Source organism: Roseomonas sp. WA12 (genome assembly GCF_054165765.1).
The window spans coordinates 1,093,195-1,111,225 of the sequence record NZ_CM135108.1; the positions used below are offsets into that span (position 1 = coordinate 1,093,195).

An 18,031-nucleotide genomic window follows, 5' to 3' on the forward strand; every position below is an offset into this window, starting at 1 on the left:
ATTGCTGCAACATTTGAGGCTCTGCACCTCAGACGGCGCGCTTGTCGTTCATCACCCTACCAGGAAGCACTTTCCGATCGAGACGCCGAGCTGCCCATTCCCATCGACGATCTCGGTCAGCAGCGGGGTGAGCCCGTTCTCCATCAACCGTGCCGGGCTGTGGGCGACGCAGCGGCCGCGCAGCGCGGCGGCGAGGCGGCGACAGGCGACGCGATCCTCGCCCTCATGCATCGCAAGGACGCTGAGGATGTCGTTCACCTCCTCGTAGCAAGCGGTGACGGAGCGCGGGTGTTCGGGGCGCATCAGCAGCAGCTCGACCACTCGGGCCGGGCGCAGGCGCTCACGGAACAGGTGCTGATAGGCGCGCAGTGCGGCGACGGAGCGCAGCATCGCCTGCCATTGTGCGTAGTTGGCTGCGTCCTCCTCCGCGCCCGGTGCGAAGGCATCACCGCGGGCGGCGAGGAGGCGGGCGGTGTTGTCCGCACGCTCCAGCATCGTGCCGAGGCGAACGAAGCGCCATGCGTCGTCGCGCAGCATGGTGTCCATGGCGGCGCCGTTGAAGAGGACAGTGCGGGCCATCACCCAATCGAGAAAGCCCATGACGCGGTCGCCATCGGCCTCGCCGGGGTCAAGCTTGCGGAGGTCGATCCAGGTGTCGTTCACGGCCTCCCACATATCGACGGTGAGGGCGGTACGAACTGCGCGGGCGTTGCGGCGCGCGGATTCAAAGCAGGCGGCGACCGAGGAAGGATTGAGCGTGTCCAGCGTCAGCCAGCGCACGGCTTGTGGAGGGGTAGGCTCGCCATAGAGCTGCGCGTAGTGCTCGGCCGTTCCGGTCGCGCTGAGCAGGCCGGACCATTCGGCCAGTTCCGTGCCGCGCGGGGCGGTGAGGGACGCCATGCGCAGCGTCGCGTTGAGTGCGCGGGCGATGTTGCCGGCGCGCTCCATGTAGCGGCCGAGCCAAAAGAGACTATCGGCGGTGCGTGCGAGCATCAGCCACGCTCCTCGCCGAAAAGCGGCTTCAGAGGCTGTAGTGGTTCCAGGCTCTGGGTCATGCCGCCGAGGCTCTGCGTCATCCCGCCCTGGCCCATGGACTGCGTCATCGGCGGTGGGTCCTGTTCCAGCACCCAGGTGTCCTTCGTACCGCCGCCCTGGGAGGAGTTCACGACGAGTGAGCCCTCGCGCAGGGCGACGCGGGTGAGGCCGCCGGGAACGCTGCGGATCTGATCGCGCCCGAAGAGGATGAAAGGGCGGAGGTCTACATGGCGTGGCGCCAGGCCGGTGTCGCAGAGCGTGGGCACGGTGGAAAGGGCGAGTGTGGGCTGGGCGATGTAGTCGCCCGGCTTCTCGCGAATACGGGCTGCGAAATCGGCGCGCTGTTCCGCCGTGCTGTGCGGGCCGACGAGCATGCCATATCCGCCGGACCCGCGGGCCAGCTTCACCACCAGCTCATGCATATGTTCCAGCACATAGGCGCGCTCATCGTCGCGCTCGCACATGTAGGTTGGAACGTTGCGGAGGATGGGTTCCTCCGACAGGTAGAAGCGGATCATGTCGGGCACGAAGGGATAGACTGCCTTGTCGTCGGCGACGCCGGCTCCGGGAGCGTTGGCCAGCGTCACGCGGCCGGCGCGGTAGGCGGCCATGAGGCCGGGCACGCCAAGAGCGGAGTCCGGACGGAAGGCCTGGGGGTCTAGGAACTCGTCGTCGATGCGGCGGTAGATGACGTCGACGCGGCGAGGGCCTGCCGTCGTGCGCATGAACACCGTTTCGTCGCGCACGAAGAGGTCCGCGCCCTCTACCAGTTCGACGCCCATCTCGTCGGCCAAGAAGGAGTGCTCGTAATAGGCGGAGTTGAAGGGCCCCGGCGTCATCACGACGACGGTCGGATCGCCCATGCAAGCTGGCGGGGCGAGGGACTTCAGGGTTTCCAGCAACTCCTCGGGGTAGTGGCTGACGGGCGCGATGCGGTGGGCCGAGCAGAGATTGGGGAGGAGGCGCATCATCGCCTCGCGGTTCTCCAGCATATAGGAGACTCCGGAAGGGACGCGGCAGTTGTCCTCCAGCACGAAGAACTCCTCCGGGCCGGTGCGGACGAGGTCGATGCCGGAGATGACGGTGTAGACGCCGCCTGGAGGGGTGAAGCCTTCCATGATCTCGCGGTAGCCCTCGTTCTTGAGGACCAGTTCCGCGGGCACCAGGCCTTCCTTGAGGATCCGGCGCGGACCGTAAATATCTGCCAGAAAAGCGTTGAGGGCGCGGACACGCTGTTCCAGCCCGCGGCGCAGGCTGTCCCATTCCTGGCGGGCGATCACGCGCGGGATCACGTCGAAGGGAATCAGGCGCTCGGGGTCGCCGCCCTGGGTGTAGACCGCGAAGGTGACGCCGATCCGGCGGAACAGAACCTCCGCCTCCCGCCGTTTCGCCTCCAAGGCAGCCCCACCGGCGCTGGCGAGATAGCGGGCGATGCCTGCGTAAGCCGGGCGGATTCCGCCCCCGTCATTCATTTCGTCGAAGGCCGGCACCCTGTCCTCCGTGTGGCGCAGCCTGGATGGGCTGCCGCGCCATGGTTGCAGCAAGTCGCGTGCCGGGCGAGGGGGGGCAGCTCACCTTGGCCGGAACTCCCTTTGTAGACGCGCGGGAAGGGGAAGGGGTTTCGGGCTGCAATACGCGAAGGGCAGGACTGCGCGACTCATTGCTTGCTTCGGTCGTTCATGTTTTGTTCACTCCTGCTCATGAGATACCTTCACGCGGCAACCCGCCCGATCGTCCCGAACGACGCTCTGCGCGAAGCCATGCTGGCCTTCGTCGTTGCTTTTCCGGCCTTCTGGGCTCTGGGTGAGGTCGTGGTGGCCCTGGGCCTCTAAACGTCATCATCCGGGTCTGCCCCGGGGTGGCCTGTGGCGTGGCGCCAGTTGTGCCAGAGCAGCCGGGCCGCCAGGGATCGGAACGGCACCCATTCCGCAGCGGCTGCCGCCAGGGCACGCGGCGTGGGACGCGCGGGCAGACCGCGGAGCAGGGTGAGGGAGGCTGCGAGGGCGAGGTCACCCTCCGGGAAGATGTCCGGCCGGTCCTCGGCGAAGAGAAGATGGACCTGGGCGGTCCAGCGGCCGAGGCCGCGGATGGCGCAGAGATGCGCCACCGCCTCCTCATCCGACATGCCCGGGAGCTCATGGAGGCGTAGCTGCCCCTCGGCGATGGCGGTGGCGAGGCTGCGGGCATGGGCCGCCTTGGGGCGAGACAGGCCGGCTTGGCCGCAGAGCGAAGCGTCATCCAGCAACAACAGCCCAGCCGGGTCCAGCGCGCCGGGCAGGCTGCGCAGGCGCGTCCAGATGGCGCCGGCGGCCTGGTTGCTGATCTGCTGGCCACAGATGGCACGGAGAAGGCCGGGAAAGCCGGACGGGCGATAGCGCCAGGGGAGGGGGCCGCAGCGGTCGGGGATTGCAGCCAGAGCGGGATCAGTCCGCGCGAGGGCGAGGAGGCCGGCCTGGGCCCATTCCGGCGGATGCGACATGAGTAGGGAGGTGAACGGCGGCGGGGTCCGCTGCAAGGGGGGATGCGGGTCCGCCCACCGCCGTTCCTGCGGCGCCGCCCCGGATTTGGGGGGGAAGGGTGACGCCGTTGACCCCCATCTGGGCGCAAACCCCTGCCGATCCAAGCCGCGATCCCGTGATGGTGAAACACCCGGCAACGGCGGGCCATTCCGACATGGATTGTAACAACGCGACCCGCGACACGGGGACGGGGCGCGCTATGTAACAGGGTATGGAACCCGCCCCCCACATCCTGGTCGTCGATGACGACCGTGAGATTCGCGAGCTGCTGGCCCGCTTCCTCGAGAAGCAGGGATTCCGCGTGACCACGGCGCGGGAAGCGCGGGAGGCGCGGCGCGCCTGGCCGCTGGGTCGGTACCACATCGTGGTGCTGGACCTGATGATGCCCGGCGAGTCCGGGCTGGATTTCGCGCGCTGGCTGCGGAGTCAGTCGGACGTGCCGATCGTCATGCTCACCGCCATGGGCGAGGAGACGGATCGGATCGTCGGGCTGGAACTGGGCGCGGACGACTATGTGGCGAAGCCATTCAACCCGCGCGAGTTGCTGGCGCGCATCCGTGCGGTGATGCGGCGTGCACATGGCGAGGGACCGCGACGCGATCCGCTGCCGAGTGCGATCCATTTCGGAGGCTGGACGCTGGAGCCGCAGCGGCGGCGTCTGCTGAACCCGGACGGGGCGGAGGTGTCGCTGACCGGGGGCGAGTACGAGTTGCTGACGGTGCTGGTGGAACGGCCGAACCGGGTGCTGACGCGCGACATGCTGATGGACCTGCTGCGCGGGCGGCAGGCCGGGCCTTTCGACCGCGCGATCGACGTCGCCGTCTCGCGCCTGCGCCGCAAGCTGGAGGATGACGGGCGGAACCCAAGCCTGATCAAGACGGTGCGTGGCGGGGGCTATGTGCTGGCGGCGGATGTGGAACGGGCTTCTTGAGCAGGCGCGGCTCGTGAAGGCGCTCGCGCGCCGGTTCCTGCCGTGCACCCTGGCAGCGCGGACGGCGGTGTTCCTTCTGGTGGCGTTGATGGCGGTCCAGGCGGCGGGCCTGACCATTCACGCGCTGGACCGGGTGGACCTGCAGCGCGCGGCGACGGAGCGGGAGGTGTCGGCGCGCATCTTCGGGCTGTGGCGCGCCCTGGTCGTCGCGCTGCCGGAGCGGCGGGCCTCACTCCTTTCCGAGATGGACCTGCCGACGGGGTTGGACGCAGCCATCGACGACCAGCCGGTTGTGCGGATGGGAATGCTGCCGGCGCCGCCGCCGATGCTGCGGATGGTGCGGCCGGAATTCCTGCTGGGCGGGCCGCCGCGGCTGCGCCCGCGTGAGGTGCAGGCCGGGATGCGCTTCGGGACGCTTTACCTGGCCATGCTGCTTCCCGATGGCACGCAGTGGCTGAACGTGACGATCCACATGCCGCCGTTGCGGCCCTGGCATTCTGAGACCTTCCTGATCGCCTTTCTGCTGATGACGGCAGCGGCCGCCGCGCTGATCGTCTGGGCGACACGGCGGCTGACGCGGCCGGTGCGGGACCTGGCACGGGCGGCGAATGCGCTCGGGCGTGACGTGAACGCGCCTCCCATGCCCGAGGATGGGCCGCTGGAGGTTGCGACCGCAGCGCACGCCTTCAACACCATGGCCGAGCGCATCCGCCGCTTCGTGGGCGACCGCACGCAGATGCTGGCCGCGATCGGACACGACCTGCGCACGCCAATCACCCGGCTGAAGTTGCGCGCCGAGTTCATGGACGACGAGGAGCAGCGCGCGAAGATGCTCTCCGACCTCGCGGAGATGGAGGGGATGGTGAATGCCACGCTCGCCTTCGCGCGGGATGATGCGGCGGCCGAGCCGTCCGTGCCGCTGGATCTCGCGGCGCTGTGTCGCACCGTGCTGGACGAGGCGGCGGATGCGCGGCCGGAAGAGGACGCGGATGGCTTCTGCTACAAGGGGCCGGAGCGGTTGACGATCCGCGCGCGGCCGATCGCGCTGAAGCGGGCGCTGGCGAACCTCGTCGCCAATGCCGCGAATTATGGCGGGGTTGCGCGAGTGGTGATGGAGCCGCCGCAGGGAGGGCAGATCCATCTGAGCGTGGAGGACGACGGGCCGGGTATCCCCGAGGAGAGCCAGGAAGCGGTGTTCCAGCCCTTCCGCCGGCTGGAGGCGAGCCGCAACCGCGAGACAGGGGGTGTGGGGCTCGGGCTGCCGATCGCGCGGAACATCCTTCGGGCGCATGGCGGGGACGTGGTGCTGCGGAACCGGCCGGAGGGCGGGCTTTCGGCGGAGGTGACCTTGCCGGCGTGACGGGTGTCGGCGCGTCGGACGCTGAGCCTCTGCAAGGTCACCTTTACCCCCAGACTGGCAACCCGATCACGGCCGCAAGGGCGATGAGCAGGAAGCAGGCGCGCCGAAAGCCCGCCTCGCTTGCACGTCCGAACAGGCGACTGCCGCACCACAGGCCGATGCCGTAAACCGGCGCAAGCAGCGCGGAGAGGAGCAGCACCTCGGCCGTCAGCAGCCCGCCGAGAAGGTAGGTGGCGGCGCTGATCAGTCCGCTGGCGGCGAAGAACAACACAATGTTGGCGCGCACCCGCGTGGCCGGGATGGCGCCGCCGAGCCAGTAGGCAACGACGGGCGGTCCGCCCATCTGGGCCGCGCCGGAAAGCAGGCCGGAGCTGGCGCCGACCCCGACCGAGAGCGGGAGCGCCGGGCGGCCATGGTAGCGCCAGCCGGAGGCGAGCAAGGCCAGCATCGCGATGGCGAGCGCGCACATCGTCCAGCGAAGCGCAAGCGGATCCAGGTGCAGCAGCAACCAGGCGCCGGCAGGCGCGCCGAGAAGGGCGCCGGCGCTGAGGGAGGCGACTTCGCCGCGATCGGCCCGGCGCCAGGCATCGGGGACCAGCGGCAGCGCGGTGAGGTTGTCCACCAGCATCAGCAGAGGCGCGGCCACGCGCGGGCCGAGGGTGGCGCTGGCCAGCGGGATGAAGATCAGCGCCGCGCCGAAGCCGGAGAAGCCGCGAGCCAGCCCCGCGACGGCCGCAGTGGCGAGGGTGAAGGCCAGGGCGGGACCCGGCGGGAGGTCGGGCAGGGGCATGGGCGGCAACGCGGGCCTCAGCCCGGCTCGAAATCCCGGGGGCGGAGGCGGGTCAGGTGGTCGTCGGCTTCCCGACCGGCAATGCGTCCCCGGTGATAGCCACGCTGCCAGCCCTCGGTGCGAGCGGCGCTGCCGGGCTGCTTCAGAGCGGCGTTGAAGGCATCGCGCGAGGCGCTCCAGGCACGATGGGCGGCGTCCAGTTCCGGTTCGGCCGCGAGGGGCCGGATGCGGGGTTCCACGCGCGCGACCAGGTCCCGCGGGATGGGGAAGAGGAAGCAGACGGGTTCGCCCGGGGCGAAGCGGACGGGGTGGTTCGGGCGGGTGAAGCGCCAGTTCATGGTGAAGGTGGCGGGCGACCAGTCGGTCTCCACCACGCCGGTGAGGGGCGCGATGCCGTCCTTGGGTGCATTGGGCGAGCCTGAGACCCAGAGGCTGATGCCAGGGTCGGTCCGGAACAGCAGGTCGATATGGAAGGTGAGGACGCCAGCACCGAAATGGCTGGTGGGGGCGGGGCGGCCCGTACGCTCGGTTCGGATTGTGATGTCGGCAGGGTTGGGGCCGCCGTTCCACCACGCCTCGAACCCCGCCTCGCCGACCACCTCCCAGCCATGGGCATTGGCGATGGTCAGCGGCAGGCAACGGTTTGCGAAGCCTTGCGGGGTCGCGTCCATCCAGTCCCGCCGCGTGGGGGCGGGGCGCAAGCCGGGCGGCGGGGTGCTGAGGGTGTGGGCCGTCAGCCGGATCGGGGGCGCGTCGTCCTGCGAAGCGCTGGGTGGCGCATTCCCCGATCCGGTACCCCCGGGCATGGCGTCAGCGCGCGGTGCAGCGCTTGAGGGGGCTGGGGAACTCGGCGCAGTTGGGGAAGAAGATCTCGTTCGGCCCGCGCCGCTCCACCCGCAGATTGTTCGGGTTGGCGCAGCCGAAGGCGGTGTCGGGCGGCAGGCGGCCGCCGAGCGGGGCGACGGAGGCGGAGGCGGGAGCGAGACGGAACTCGACCGCATCGGCGCCGCCGGCCACTGTCTCGATCAGGCGCTGGCGGTAGGGCACCTCGAGCACCGAGACGCGCATCACCACATCCCGGGTGAAGATGACGGTGGGCTGGGCAGCGCAGTCAGCCCCCTCGGTCTCCGTGGCCGGGAAGATGCCGCCGGTCCAGGAGCCGAAGAGCCAGGCATGCGGTGCGGCCTGGGCCTGCGCCTGGGGCTGCTGCGCGTCCGCCGCAGCGAGCGGGGCGGCCAGGGCCGCCACCAGCATCCATTTCGCCCAGACATGCCGCATGTGCCAGTTCCTCGCCGATCGATCGGCCGCAGGAAAGGGGAGGATGCGGCGCCTGTCCACCCCGATGGCGGATCGTTTCACGCGAAGCGGTCAGGCCGGGACGGGGCGGGGGATGGGTGCAGGCTCGCGGAGCGGCAGGTGGATCAGGGCGGCGAAGACGCCAGCGGCGATCGAGATGAGCCACATCGTGTCGTAATTGCCGGTGCGGTCGAAAAGGAGACCGGGCAGCCAGGCCCCGAGGAAGCCGCCGACCTGATGGCCGAGGAAGACGAGGCCGAAGATGGTGGCCAGCCAGCGCGTGCCGAAGAGCCGGGCGCAGAGGGCAACCGTGGGAGGGACGGTGGAGAGCCAGAGGATGCCCATCAGCGCGGAGAAGACGAGGACGGAGGTGGTGGTCTTCTCCGCCATGAAGAACACCGCCATGAGCAGGGCGCGGAACGCGTAGATCGCAACCAGCAGTTCCCTCCGGCGCCAGCGCTGCGTCAGCTCCCCCGCGCCGAGGGAGCCGATGATGTTGAACAAGCCGATCAGCGAGATGGACCAGGCGCCAACCGCCAGGGGCAGATGGCAGAGGGCGACAAAGCCCGGCATGTGCACGGCAAGGAAGGAGACGTGGAGGCCGCAGACGAAGAAGCCGAAGAACAGGCACCAGAACATGCGCGAGGACAGCGCGCGGGATAGGGCGGCGCGGGCGGTCTCCTCCGGCTCGGCGCTAGCGGCCCTGGGCAGCGGCCGGCCGGCGAGGGGGAGGGCGAGGGGCAGGATCAACAGGGCCGCCCCGGCCATGGCAAGCAGTGCCACCTGCCAGCCGAAGCCCGACAGCGCGGCGCCGGAAAGCGGCACGACGAGGAACTGACCGAGGGAGGAGCCCGCCGTACCCAGCGCCGCCGCCCGGCCGCGCATCGTATCCGGAAGCTGGCGGGTGAGGGAGGCAACGATGACGGGCATGCCCGCTGCCGAGACGGCCACGCCCATGACGAAGCCCGCGAAGAGGGTGAAGATCCCCAGGCTGGGCGCGAGGGCCATGCCGGCGATGCCGGCGGCATAGAGCAACGCGCCGCCCATGATGACGACGCGCCCGCCGTAGCGGTCCGCGAGCTGGCCGACGAGGGGCTGGCTGAAGCCATTCACCAGCACCTGGATGGCGATGGCGAGGGCGAAGCCGCTGGTGGACCAGCCGAGCGAGGTGGTCATCGGCGCGAGATAGAGGCCGAAGGACTGGCGCAACCCCATGGCGAGGGCGGCGCAAAGAACCGCGAGCGTCACCAGCAGCGCGAGTGGCCTACCTTGCATGACCTGCGCTCCCGCACTCGTTTGGTGGGAGGCTAGCCGGGGCGGGCTGGGCGGTCCATGGCGCCTCAGGCGGCGCCGAGCAGAAGGGACACGTGTTCGGCCGGCTTCACCTTCCGCCAGATCGCCTCGACTGTGCCCTCGGCGGAGATGAGGAAGGTGCTGCGCTCCATTCCCATGTATTTCCGGCCGTACATGGATTTTTCGACCCAGGCGTCATAGGCCCCGGCAAGCGACTGGTCGGCATCGGAGGCGAGCGGGAAGGTCAGGCCGAACTTCGCCGCGAAGGCGTCCAGCTTCTTCACCGGGTCGGGTGAAACGCCGATCACGGTCAGACCGGCCTTCTGCAGGGCTGCCAGGTTTTCCTGCACGCCCTGGGCCTGCACGGTGCAGCCGGAGGTGTCGGCCTTCGGGTAGAAATACAGCGTATAACGCTGGCCGCGCAGCAGGGCGGCGCTAATACGCTTGCCGCCCGCGCCAGGCAGGTCGAACTCCGGCGCCTTGTCCCCGACCGCGATCATCTCGCCCCCTTCAACGCCACCGGCCCGCATCACGCGGTGCCGTCCTCCACGACATCGGGCGCCTCAGCCAGCGCCCTTCTGCGGCAGGGTGCCGATATGTCGCTCGAAGGCGAGTCGGACCCCGGCCGCGGTGTCGCGCATCTGCGCGCGCAGGGCGGGGAGGTCAATCGGGCCAGCCGAGCAGAGCGGGGCAAGGCCGTGCAGGAGCGCGTGGATAGAGGCCTGCGGCAGTTCGTCGCTCCGCACGCGTCCGACGGTGAGGCGGAGCAGGGACTGCAGGGTTCGCCAGAACCGCTCGGCGGTGACCAGCATGGCCGCTTCCTCAGTTTCCAGCAGGCCAGCGCGGGCGAGGTTAGAGAGCGCGTCTCGCGTGCTGGAGGCGAGGATGCGCGGGTGCTCGGCGGCATGGGCGCATTGCAGAGCCTGGGCGATGAACTCGACCTCGACCAGCCCGCCGGGCATGGCCTTCACGTCCCAGGGGCCGTCGGGCGGCAGGTCGCGCAGCATGCGGGCGCGCATAGCCAGTGCGTCGGCGATGGCGGCCGGGCCGGCATGGGTGGCCAGCGCGTTGCGGCAGCACTCGGCAATGCGCCGGCGGAGCGGGGCGGGACCGGCGACGGGGCGGGCACGGGTGAGGGCCATGCGCTCCCAGGTCCAGGCCTGTCCGCCCTCTCCAAGCTTCGGGCCGTGATAGCGCTCGAAGGCCGAGATGCTGGTGGCGACGGGCCCTTTGCTGCCGGAGGGGCGGAGGCGCATGTCCACCTCATACGGTTTGCCCTCGGCGCCCGGCGCGGTCAGCGCCGCGACGAACTGCGCGGCAAGGCGTGAGAAGTAGGTGGCGACGGCCAGGGGTTTGGGCCCGTCGCTCTCGGTCGCGTCCTCGGCGTGGTCGTAGATGAGGACGAGGTCGAGGTCTGAGCCGGGAAGCATTTCCCGGCCGCCGAGCTTGCCCATCGCCACCACCGCCATGGCGCCGCCGGCCACCTTGCCGTGGCGCGTCGCGAAGTCCTTCGAGACCTGGGGGAGGAGGGTGGTGATGGCGGCATCGGCCAGGTCGCTGCGGGCGATGCCGGCCGCGTCCACGTCGAGCTTGCCTTCGAGCGCCGCGACATCCACCTCGAACCGGCCCTCGGTGACGATGCGACGGACGGATTCTAGCACCTCCTCGTAGTGGCGGGCGGCGCCGACGAGGGCGGGAAGGGCGCCGGCCGCGGTGCCGGCGCCGCCGGCCAGCAGGCCTTCCAGCGCGGAGGGCTCGCGCGCCAGGTGGTCAGCAAGGGCCGGCGCGGCGCCGAGAACGCCGGCCACGCGGTCCAGCAGCACCGGGTTGCGCTGGAACAGGCTCAGCACCTGCACCCCGGCGGGAAGGCGATCGAGCAGGCTGTCGAAGCGGGTCAGCGCGGCGTCCGGCTCACGCTGGCGGGCGAAGGCGGCGAGGATGCTGGGCATCAGGGCCGCCAGCAGTTCCCGCGCGCGCTCGCTGCGGGTGGCGCGCCGGGCGCCCTGGTACCACGCGCGCAGCTGGTCCGAGACGCCCTCCGGATTGGCGTAGCCCAGCCCTTTCAGAACATCGAGCGTGGCCGGGTCCGCCTCCGCCGTGTCGAGGACGAGGTTGGGGGATTCGTCGTCGGGGAGGGAAAGGGTAGGGGTGGCCTCGAACTGGCGGGAGTAGTGGTTGGCTACGCGGCGGAGATGGGTGGTCAACGCGGTGGAGAAGGATTCCGTGTCGGCGTAGCCCATGAAGGATGCGATGCGGGCCAGGCCGTCCGGGTCCTCGGGCAACCTGTGCGTCTGGCGATCCGCCACCATCTGCAGCCGGTGCTCGACATCACGAAGGAAGACATAGGCATCGGCCAGCTCGGCCGCGGCGCGGCGGTCCATGCGGCAGGCGGCAGCAAGGGCCGCCAGGGCGCCGAGGGTGGTGGGGTCCCGCAGGCCGGGGTCGCGGCCGCCCCAGATGAGCTGGGCCACCTGGGCGGTGAACTCGATCTCGCGTATGCCGCCGCGGCCGAGCTTCACGTCGTGGCCGGCCACCGCAATTTCGGCACCGGCGCCGCGCTTGCTTCCGTGGACGGCGTGGATCTGGCGCTTGATGGAATGAATGTCCGCGATCATCGCGAAGTCGAGATGGCGGCGCCAGACGAAGGGGCGGATCTCCGCCAGGAAGGATTCGCCCAGGGCACGGTCCCCGGCGATGGGCCGGGCCTTAAGCATGGCGGCCCGTTCCCAGTTCTGGCCGAAGCTCTCGTAGTAGCCGATGGCCGCGGGGATCGAGACGGCCAGAGGGGTCGCCGCCGGGTCCGGGCGCAAGCGGAGATCGGTACGGAAGACGTATCCCTCTGCCGTGCGTTCCTCCAGCAGCCGCACGAGATCGCGCGCCAGACGCACATAGGCGGACTGGGCGCGGTCGGGGTCGGTGGCCGCCGCCGGATCGAAGAGGACCATCAGATCCACATCCGAGGAGTAGTTCAGCTCGCGTCCGCCGAGCTTGCCCATGCTCAGCACGACGAGGCCGGAGCCCTTGGCCACCGCCCGCGCGTCGCGCTTCGCGGCATTGGGCAGGTGGATCTCGCCGCGCCCTGCCGATTCGCGCAGCAGATGCGCGCAGGCCAGGTCGATGCAGGTCTCTGCAAGGGTGGAGAGGGCACCCGTCACCTCGTCCAGCCCCCATTCCCCCGAGAGGTCGGCGGCAGCGACGATCAGCGCGGCCTGGCGCTTGGCCTGTCGCAGCGCGGCGCCGAGCTGGGCGAAGCTGGCGCTGGGATCGGCGCGGCCGAGCGGGTCGAGTGCAGCCGTGAAGGCGGCATCCGCGCCGCGTTCGGCCAAGCGCAACAGGGCGGTGGCCTCCCGCAGCGCGAGATCAGCGAGGAACGGGCTGTTGCCGCCAAAGGCTGCGAGCAGGGCGGCGCCGGCCGGCGAGGCGGCGTAGGCGGCTTCGGCCGTTCCCTTGGCGGTGAAATCCTCGGCCAGCCGGGCGGCGGCGGCCGGATCATGGGGTGTGGGCGGGCGACGGCGGGTTGGCTGGGCATCGGACATGCGCGCAGAGGCAACGCGTGACACGCCTGCTCGGTCAAGTGGGGGGGCTGCTGATCCAGGCGGTCTCCTTCGTGATTCGGCTGGCGATGCTCGCGGTGATCCTCGCCGGCCTGGGCCTGGCGGCGCTGGGATGGCGGCTGGCCCAGGGGCCGCTGGCTATTCCTTCCATCCCTGCGGTGAACGCGGCGCTCGCGGAGCGGCTGGGCGTGCTGGCTCCTGGGCTCGGCTTCGGTTTCGGGCAGGCCTGGGTGGCCTGGGAGGGCTGGAAGGATGGAGCCCCGCGGCCGGTTTTCCTTCGGCTGGACGGCCTGCGGGCCGTGGACGGGGCCGGCGCGACGCGCGCCTCCCTGGCCGGGGCGGAGGTGACGGTAGCGGTGCCGCCGCTGCTGCGCGGGGTGGTGGCACCGGAAACCGTGCTGCTGCGAGAGCCCGTGGCGCTGCTGCGGCGGGACATGGCGGGCGCGCTGTCGATCGACCTTGGCGTATCGTCGGGGCCGGTTCCAGGTGCGGTACCGGATCCGGGGAAGGCTCCCGAGGCGGCGAACGAGGCTGATTCGGATCCCGAGGCGACAACGGAGACGATCGCGCGGCTGCTTCGCGCCCCAGACCCAGGTTCGCCCCTGGTCGCGTTGCGCGAGCTGCGGGTGCAGGGCGCGCTGGTGCAGGTGCGGGACGAACCGCTGCGGTTGGCCTGGGCGATCCACCGTGCCGATCTCACGGTCACGCGGGGCGAGGGCGGCGAGACGGCGCTGGCGGGGTCGGGTGCGCTGCGGCTGACGGGCCAGGAGATCCCCGTCCGCATCAACGGGCGGTCCTCGGGCGAGCCGCCGGTGGCCGAGGTTTCGGTCGAGATCGATTCCGTCAGCCCGCCCGCGCTTGCGGGCGCGCTGCCCTCGCTGGCGCCTCTGGCCATGCTGGATTCCGCGCTCGGGGCGCGCTTCACCGGGCGGTACGATTTCGGGAATGACGGCTTCTCCGGCCGCGCCGAACTGCGCGCAGAGCCCGGGCGGATCATCTCGGGCGACCGGCGCACGGCGTTCAACGCGGCTACCGTGGTGTTGACGGGAGATGGGCAGCAGATCGCGCTGGAGCGGTTGGAGTTGACGCTGCCTGCCGGCGCGCCGGGGCGGCCCGCGCCGCGTGTGACTGCCCAGGCGCGGGCCGACCGGCGCGGTGCCCTATGGCAGGGGCGGATGGATCTGGGGCTGGACGCGATCGCCGTGGCGGATCTCAGCCTGTACTGGCCGCCGGGTGTGGCGGAGGGGGCGCGGGTCTGGATCACCGAGAACCTGACGGCGGGCGTGGCGCGCGACGGCAAGTGGTTCGCGGAAGGGGAAGCCGCGGCCGACTTCTCCGGCGGGCGGCTGACCGGCGCGGGCGGCACACTGCGGGCGGAGGGGCTGACGGTGCATTGGCTGCGCCCGATCCCGCCGCTCGAGGGGGTGGATGGGACGGTCACCTTCTCGGAGAAGGACGTGGTGATCCAGGCCCGGGCCGCGCGCCAGCAGGGCACGGCGCTGGCGGTGCCGGAGGCGCGAATCCGGATCTATGACCTGGGCGTGGCGCTGCCGGATGCCGAGAAGGCCGAGATCGACGGGCGGGTGACGGGGCCACTGAACGACGTGCTCAACCTCGTGCGCCATCCGCGGCTGCATCTGTTCGAGAAGCGGCCGCTGGAACTCGGCCAGGCAGGGGGCACGGTGGATGCGCGGCTCTCGATCGGGCTACCCCTGATCAGCGACCTGCCGATCGACCAGCTGCGAATCAGCGTGCAGGGCCGGGTCATCAACGGGCGCATTGCCGATGTAGTGGCCGGGCAGGATGTGGACCGGGCGCAGTTGGACGTCGCGGTGGACGTGAACGGGATGAAGGTCGGCGGCACGGCGCGGCTCGGGGCGATCCCCGGGCGGGTGCAGGCGGAACTGGATTTCCGCTCGGGACCGCAGAGCCAGGTGACGGAACGCGTGCAGGTGGAGGGGCGGGCGACCGCGGCCGACCTAGCGCGGTTGGGGGTGGATGCGGCGCCCTATCTCGGCGGAGCGCTTGGCTTCTCCGTGCAGGCGGAGCGTCGCCGCTCAGGTGAGGCGCGGGCGGCGCTGCGGGCGGATTTGCGCGAGGCACGGCTGGCCCTGAAGCCATTCGACTACGCAAAGCCCGCCGGTGCGCCAGCAAGCGCGGAGGCGGTGGTGCGGCTGAGGGGCGACGCGCTTGTCGCGGTGGAGGGGCTGCGGATCGAGGGACCGGATCTCTCGGTGCGCGGCGGGGTGTCCTTCGGCCGTGGCGGTGCGCTTGCGGCGGCGGATGTGCTGGAGGCGCGGATCGGGCCGAGCCGACTTTCGGGACGCGTGGTGTCTCCGGGTTCGACCGGCGAGCCCTGGGATATTCGGGTGCGGGGCACGATGCTGGATGCGCGGGGGCTGCTGCGCGACCTGGGCGGGGAGGGTGGCGGCTCCGGCGAGTCCACGCCGCTGCGCGTGGACGCCGCCTTCGACCGCGTGCGGCTGGAGGAAGGGCGGGAACTGGCGCCGCTTCGGGCGGTGGTGTTCATCGACCGGCGGGGCGTGCTGCGCGAACTTGGCGCGAGCGGGCGCGGGGTGGGAGGCGGCGGATTCGAGGCGGCGGTCGTACCACGTGGGGCCGGGCGCGCCATGGAGGCGCGGGCGGAAGGGTTCGGCACGCTGCTGCGTGACCTCGGCCTGTTCGATGCCGTGGATGGTGGGGCGCTGCATGTTTCCGGCACCTGGGCCGGCAACGCGCCGGACTCGCCGCTGACGGGAGTGGCCGAGCTGCGCGAGTTCGGGGTTCGGGAGGCGGCCTCCATCGGGAAGCTGCTGCAGGCGCTGTCGATCTACGGCATCGCCGAGGCGGTGCGCGGGCCAGGCCTTCGATTCACCGTGGCCAGCGCGCCCTTCACCCTCACGCCCCAGGCGTTGACGCTGACGGAGGCGCGGGCGGTCTCGGCCTCGCTTGGGATCACGCTCGAGGGGCGGGTGCTGCGCCAGGCGGAGCGGCTGGACCTGCGCGGAACAGTGGTGCCGTCCTATGCAGTAAACAGCGCGCTGGGCCGCATCCCCGGGATTGGGCGGCTGTTCACGGCGGAGCGCAATGGCGGGCTGTTCGCGGCGAACTTCCGGGTGACGGGGAAGATGGACGACCCGGATTTCGCGGTGGACGCGCTCTCGCTGCTGGCGCCGGGGGCGTTGCGCGGTTTGCTGGCGCCCCAGTGACGGGTCAGAGCGTGGCGAGCAGGGCCCACAAAGTGAGGGCGGCCAGGCTCACCCAGACCGGCAGGACGACGAGGCAGCCGATCCAGCCCGAATTGCGCTCCGGTACGGCCTTCGCTGCCCGTCGGTAGGCAGCGGCGCGGTCGGTCGGCAGGAGCAGGAAGGCGAGGCGGCGCCAGACCGGTGGAAGTATGCCTTCGGCGATGAGGAGCGGCATGCTCGGCAAATCCAGGAACACGCGGAGCGGTGAGCGGTTGTAGGCCCATGCAAGCCAGGTGGCTGCACGCGTGAGGGGGCCGTTGCGGGGGTCTGAGGCGGCGAGGGCGAGGGCCTCGTCCTCGGCCCACCAGGGAGGTGCCGGCCCATTGCGGCGGTGGCGGGCCGCGGCGGCATGGGCGGCGCGACGATCTCTCTCGGTCGGTCCATGCAGCTGCTCGTGCGTCATCGGGAGGCCTCCGGCGGCGTAACCGCCAGGGCGCGAAGCACGGCGCAGGTGGCGAACCAGAGAAGGGCAGCCAGCAGCACGGGCCAGTGGTCCCGGAAGGGCAGCATGATGAAGGCCCAGGCCTGGCCGGGCGTGGGACTGCCGACGAGCAGCAGGAGGAGGACGGACAGCACGGTCCATCCCCCGCTACGCCCGTGGGCGAAGAGGCCACGCCAAGGACGGCGGCGCCCCAGGATCCACCACAGCAGGAGGAGGAGCGGCAGGGTCAGCGCGAGAAGCAGCATGCCGTCGCCCAGCAGCCCGAAGGCGTGCGGGTCGAAGCGGTCCGCGCCCACGCGCTCCAGCAGCAACCAGGACGACAGGAAACGGAGGATGTAGGCCGCGATCGCGAGCGGGGCGAGCCAGATCGCAGGTCGCGCCGCGAGGATCATGGGGCGCGTCCGGCGCGGCGGCCGTCACTCACCGCCATAGCCGCCGCGGCGGAGATAGGCATCGGGCACGCAGCGCTGCAGCCGGGCCAGCATCATCTCCGCCTCCCGTCGCGTGGTGAAACCGCCGACGACGGTGACGTAGAGCTCGGGCGCGAAGTTTTCGAACTTGGCAGAATAGTCGCTCATCGGCTCGACCCCGCAGCGGCGGGCTGCCTCTGCGGCGCGGTTCGCCTCCGGAAAGTCGCGCGGCAGGCTCTCGGGCGCGGCAGAGCTGCCGAGCACGATCCACCACTGCCCCTCCAGCGTCTGTGCGGCCCGGACCGGTGCGGCGAGTGCGAGGAAGAGCGCGAAGGTGGTGGAGAGCAGGCGGGTGCGGGTCATGGCAGCTGCGTGTGCTGTCGGAGCAGGGCTTCGAGCCCCGCACGGTCGGGATGAGACGCGATGAGCGCCTCGGGCAGCCAGAAGGCGCTGATCCGGTCGGCGATGAGAAGGAGCAGCCCGCCTGTCCTCACCGCACCGGTGAGGCGCGACCAGGGGACGAGGAGGGTGCGAGTGGGATTGCGCCAGAGCAGGCCGTGCTCGCCCAGTACCAACTCGTGCGGGCCATAGAGTTCCCCGCCCGCGGCGTGCAGGCTCTGCATCGCGCGACGCTGCCGAGAGGTCAGGATCACCGTGAGCGCCAGCATCGTCGCCAGCACCACGGCGAGAACCGCGAGAAGGATACCGGGGCCTTCCAGGCTCCAAACCCCTCCTGTCCGCCCGCTCGTGATCCAGAGCTCGGCCGCAATATCCCAGTGGGCAGCAAGGAAACCCGCGGCGGCACCGACCAGGCTGCCCGCTGCAAGCCCGCCCAGGCGACGGCGCCAGTCCGGCCGTTGGGCTGCGCCGCGAAGGAGAACGGCTTGGAGGCGCGCATGATCTCTCTCGCTCAGGGCTGGTACCTGCAGTGAGTACCGGCTCGGCCCTGCGGCCGACGCAATCTCCCCCTCCATTCTCATCGCGTCCTGCTCCCGGCTCGCCCGCACGCCCTTTCTTGTCCGTCAGGAGGCGCGGGTCGATGGCGGGCGAGCCGGCGCTGCAATGACATGGCGGTGATCGGGGCGGCATGTTGCATGGCCTGCTCTCCGCATCGTGGGGTGCGATGGCGGACGGGCCGGGCAATGAACAGGGC

Annotated in this window: 17 protein-coding genes; 4 read left to right on the top strand and 13 right to left on the bottom strand. The window is 70.9% G+C overall.

The genetic code is table 11. The annotated features are described in order from the left end of the window. Positions 1 to 51: 51 nt before the first annotated feature. A complete protein-coding gene (locus ACVBD7_RS05255) occupies positions 52 to 993 on the bottom strand; it encodes an alpha-E domain-containing protein (RefSeq protein ID WP_458096450.1) in 942 nt (313 codons plus the stop codon). Continuing rightward, positions 993 to 2,525 carry a circularly permuted type 2 ATP-grasp protein gene (locus ACVBD7_RS05260; RefSeq protein WP_458096451.1) on the bottom strand — a complete coding sequence of 511 codons (1,533 nt, stop codon included), beginning with the start codon at positions 2,523 to 2,525 and terminating at the stop codon, positions 993 to 995. Before ACVBD7_RS05260 ends, ACVBD7_RS05255 begins: the two co-directional genes overlap by 1 nt. Positions 2,526 to 2,735: 210 nt before the next feature. Here ACVBD7_RS05260 and ACVBD7_RS05265 point away from each other — a divergent pair, with 210 nt between their 5' ends. Then, positions 2,736 to 2,867: a hypothetical protein gene (locus ACVBD7_RS05265; RefSeq protein WP_458096452.1), complete on the top strand. Its 132-nt coding sequence runs from the start codon at positions 2,736 to 2,738 to the stop codon at positions 2,865 to 2,867. Here the strand turns inward: ACVBD7_RS05265 and ACVBD7_RS05270 are convergent. Further along, the gene (locus ACVBD7_RS05270) at positions 2,864 to 3,550 is read right to left on the bottom strand and encodes a DNA-3-methyladenine glycosylase family protein (protein WP_458096453.1); all 687 of its coding nucleotides are present in this window, start codon (positions 3,548 to 3,550) and stop codon (positions 2,864 to 2,866) included. The genes ACVBD7_RS05265 and ACVBD7_RS05270 overlap by 4 nt on opposite strands. Before the next feature lie 215 nt (positions 3,551 to 3,765). Between ACVBD7_RS05270 and ACVBD7_RS05275 the strand changes: the two genes are divergently transcribed. Beyond that, complete coding sequence (locus ACVBD7_RS05275) at positions 3,766 to 4,485, top strand: response regulator (RefSeq protein ID WP_458096454.1); 720 nt, start codon at positions 3,766 to 3,768, stop codon at positions 4,483 to 4,485. Positions 4,486 to 4,498: 13 nt separating this feature from the next. After that, positions 4,499 to 5,845: an ATP-binding protein gene (locus ACVBD7_RS05280; RefSeq protein ID WP_458096455.1), complete on the top strand. Its 1,347-nt coding sequence runs from the start codon at positions 4,499 to 4,501 to the stop codon at positions 5,843 to 5,845. Between the two features lie 43 nt (positions 5,846 to 5,888). On the opposite strand, the gene ACVBD7_RS05285 is transcribed toward ACVBD7_RS05280, so the two are convergent. From ACVBD7_RS05285 to ACVBD7_RS05310, 6 genes are all read right to left on the bottom strand, one after another. Next, the gene (locus tag ACVBD7_RS05285) at positions 5,889 to 6,635 is read right to left on the bottom strand and encodes a TSUP family transporter (RefSeq protein WP_458097640.1); all 747 of its coding nucleotides are present in this window, start codon (positions 6,633 to 6,635) and stop codon (positions 5,889 to 5,891) included. Positions 6,636 to 6,652: 17 nt separating this feature from the next. Further along, on the bottom strand, positions 6,653 to 7,441 hold the full coding sequence (locus tag ACVBD7_RS05290; protein WP_458096456.1) for a DUF6065 family protein: 789 nt from the start codon (positions 7,439 to 7,441) through the stop codon (positions 6,653 to 6,655). A gap of 4 nt (positions 7,442 to 7,445) precedes the next feature. Next, positions 7,446 to 7,913 (bottom strand): hypothetical protein, encoded by a 468-nt coding sequence (locus ACVBD7_RS05295; protein WP_458096457.1) that lies wholly within the window; start codon positions 7,911 to 7,913, stop codon positions 7,446 to 7,448. A gap of 90 nt (positions 7,914 to 8,003) precedes the next feature. Further along, positions 8,004 to 9,206 carry an MFS transporter gene (locus tag ACVBD7_RS05300; RefSeq protein ID WP_458096458.1) on the bottom strand — a complete coding sequence of 401 codons (1,203 nt, stop codon included), beginning with the start codon at positions 9,204 to 9,206 and terminating at the stop codon, positions 8,004 to 8,006. 65 nt (positions 9,207 to 9,271) lie between these two features. Continuing rightward, complete coding sequence (gene bcp, locus ACVBD7_RS05305; RefSeq protein ID WP_458097641.1) at positions 9,272 to 9,754, bottom strand: thioredoxin-dependent thiol peroxidase; 483 nt, start codon at positions 9,752 to 9,754, stop codon at positions 9,272 to 9,274. Positions 9,755 to 9,787: 33 nt separating this feature from the next. Further along, positions 9,788 to 12,760 (bottom strand): bifunctional [glutamine synthetase] adenylyltransferase/[glutamine synthetase]-adenylyl-L-tyrosine phosphorylase, encoded by a 2,973-nt coding sequence (locus ACVBD7_RS05310; protein ID WP_458096459.1) that lies wholly within the window; start codon positions 12,758 to 12,760, stop codon positions 9,788 to 9,790. A 17-nt stretch (positions 12,761 to 12,777) separates the two neighbouring features. Here ACVBD7_RS05310 and ACVBD7_RS05315 point away from each other — a divergent pair, with 17 nt between their 5' ends. Further along, positions 12,778 to 15,987: a YhdP family protein gene (locus ACVBD7_RS05315; protein ID WP_458096460.1), complete on the top strand. Its 3,210-nt coding sequence runs from the start codon at positions 12,778 to 12,780 to the stop codon at positions 15,985 to 15,987. Positions 15,988 to 15,991: 4 nt separating this feature from the next. Here ACVBD7_RS05315 and ACVBD7_RS05320 read toward each other — a convergent pair whose 3' ends face one another. From ACVBD7_RS05320 to ACVBD7_RS05335, 4 genes are read right to left on the bottom strand one after another with little or no spacing between them, the layout of a single operon-like run. Then, positions 15,992 to 16,429 (bottom strand): hypothetical protein, encoded by a 438-nt coding sequence (locus tag ACVBD7_RS05320; RefSeq protein ID WP_458096461.1) that lies wholly within the window; start codon positions 16,427 to 16,429, stop codon positions 15,992 to 15,994. After that, on the bottom strand, positions 16,426 to 16,860 hold the full coding sequence (locus ACVBD7_RS05325; protein ID WP_458096462.1) for a hypothetical protein: 435 nt from the start codon (positions 16,858 to 16,860) through the stop codon (positions 16,426 to 16,428). The genes ACVBD7_RS05320 and ACVBD7_RS05325 overlap by 4 nt, the downstream gene beginning before the upstream one ends. A 24-nt stretch (positions 16,861 to 16,884) precedes the next feature. Next, entirely contained in the window at positions 16,885 to 17,241 is a 357-nt protein-coding gene (locus ACVBD7_RS05330) for a hypothetical protein (RefSeq protein ID WP_458096463.1), read from the bottom strand. After that, positions 17,238 to 17,852, bottom strand: coding sequence for a hypothetical protein (locus ACVBD7_RS05335; RefSeq protein ID WP_458096464.1), 615 nt, complete (start codon positions 17,850 to 17,852; stop codon positions 17,238 to 17,240). Before ACVBD7_RS05335 ends, ACVBD7_RS05330 begins: the two co-directional genes overlap by 4 nt. Between the last annotated feature and the right edge of the window lie 179 nt (positions 17,853 to 18,031).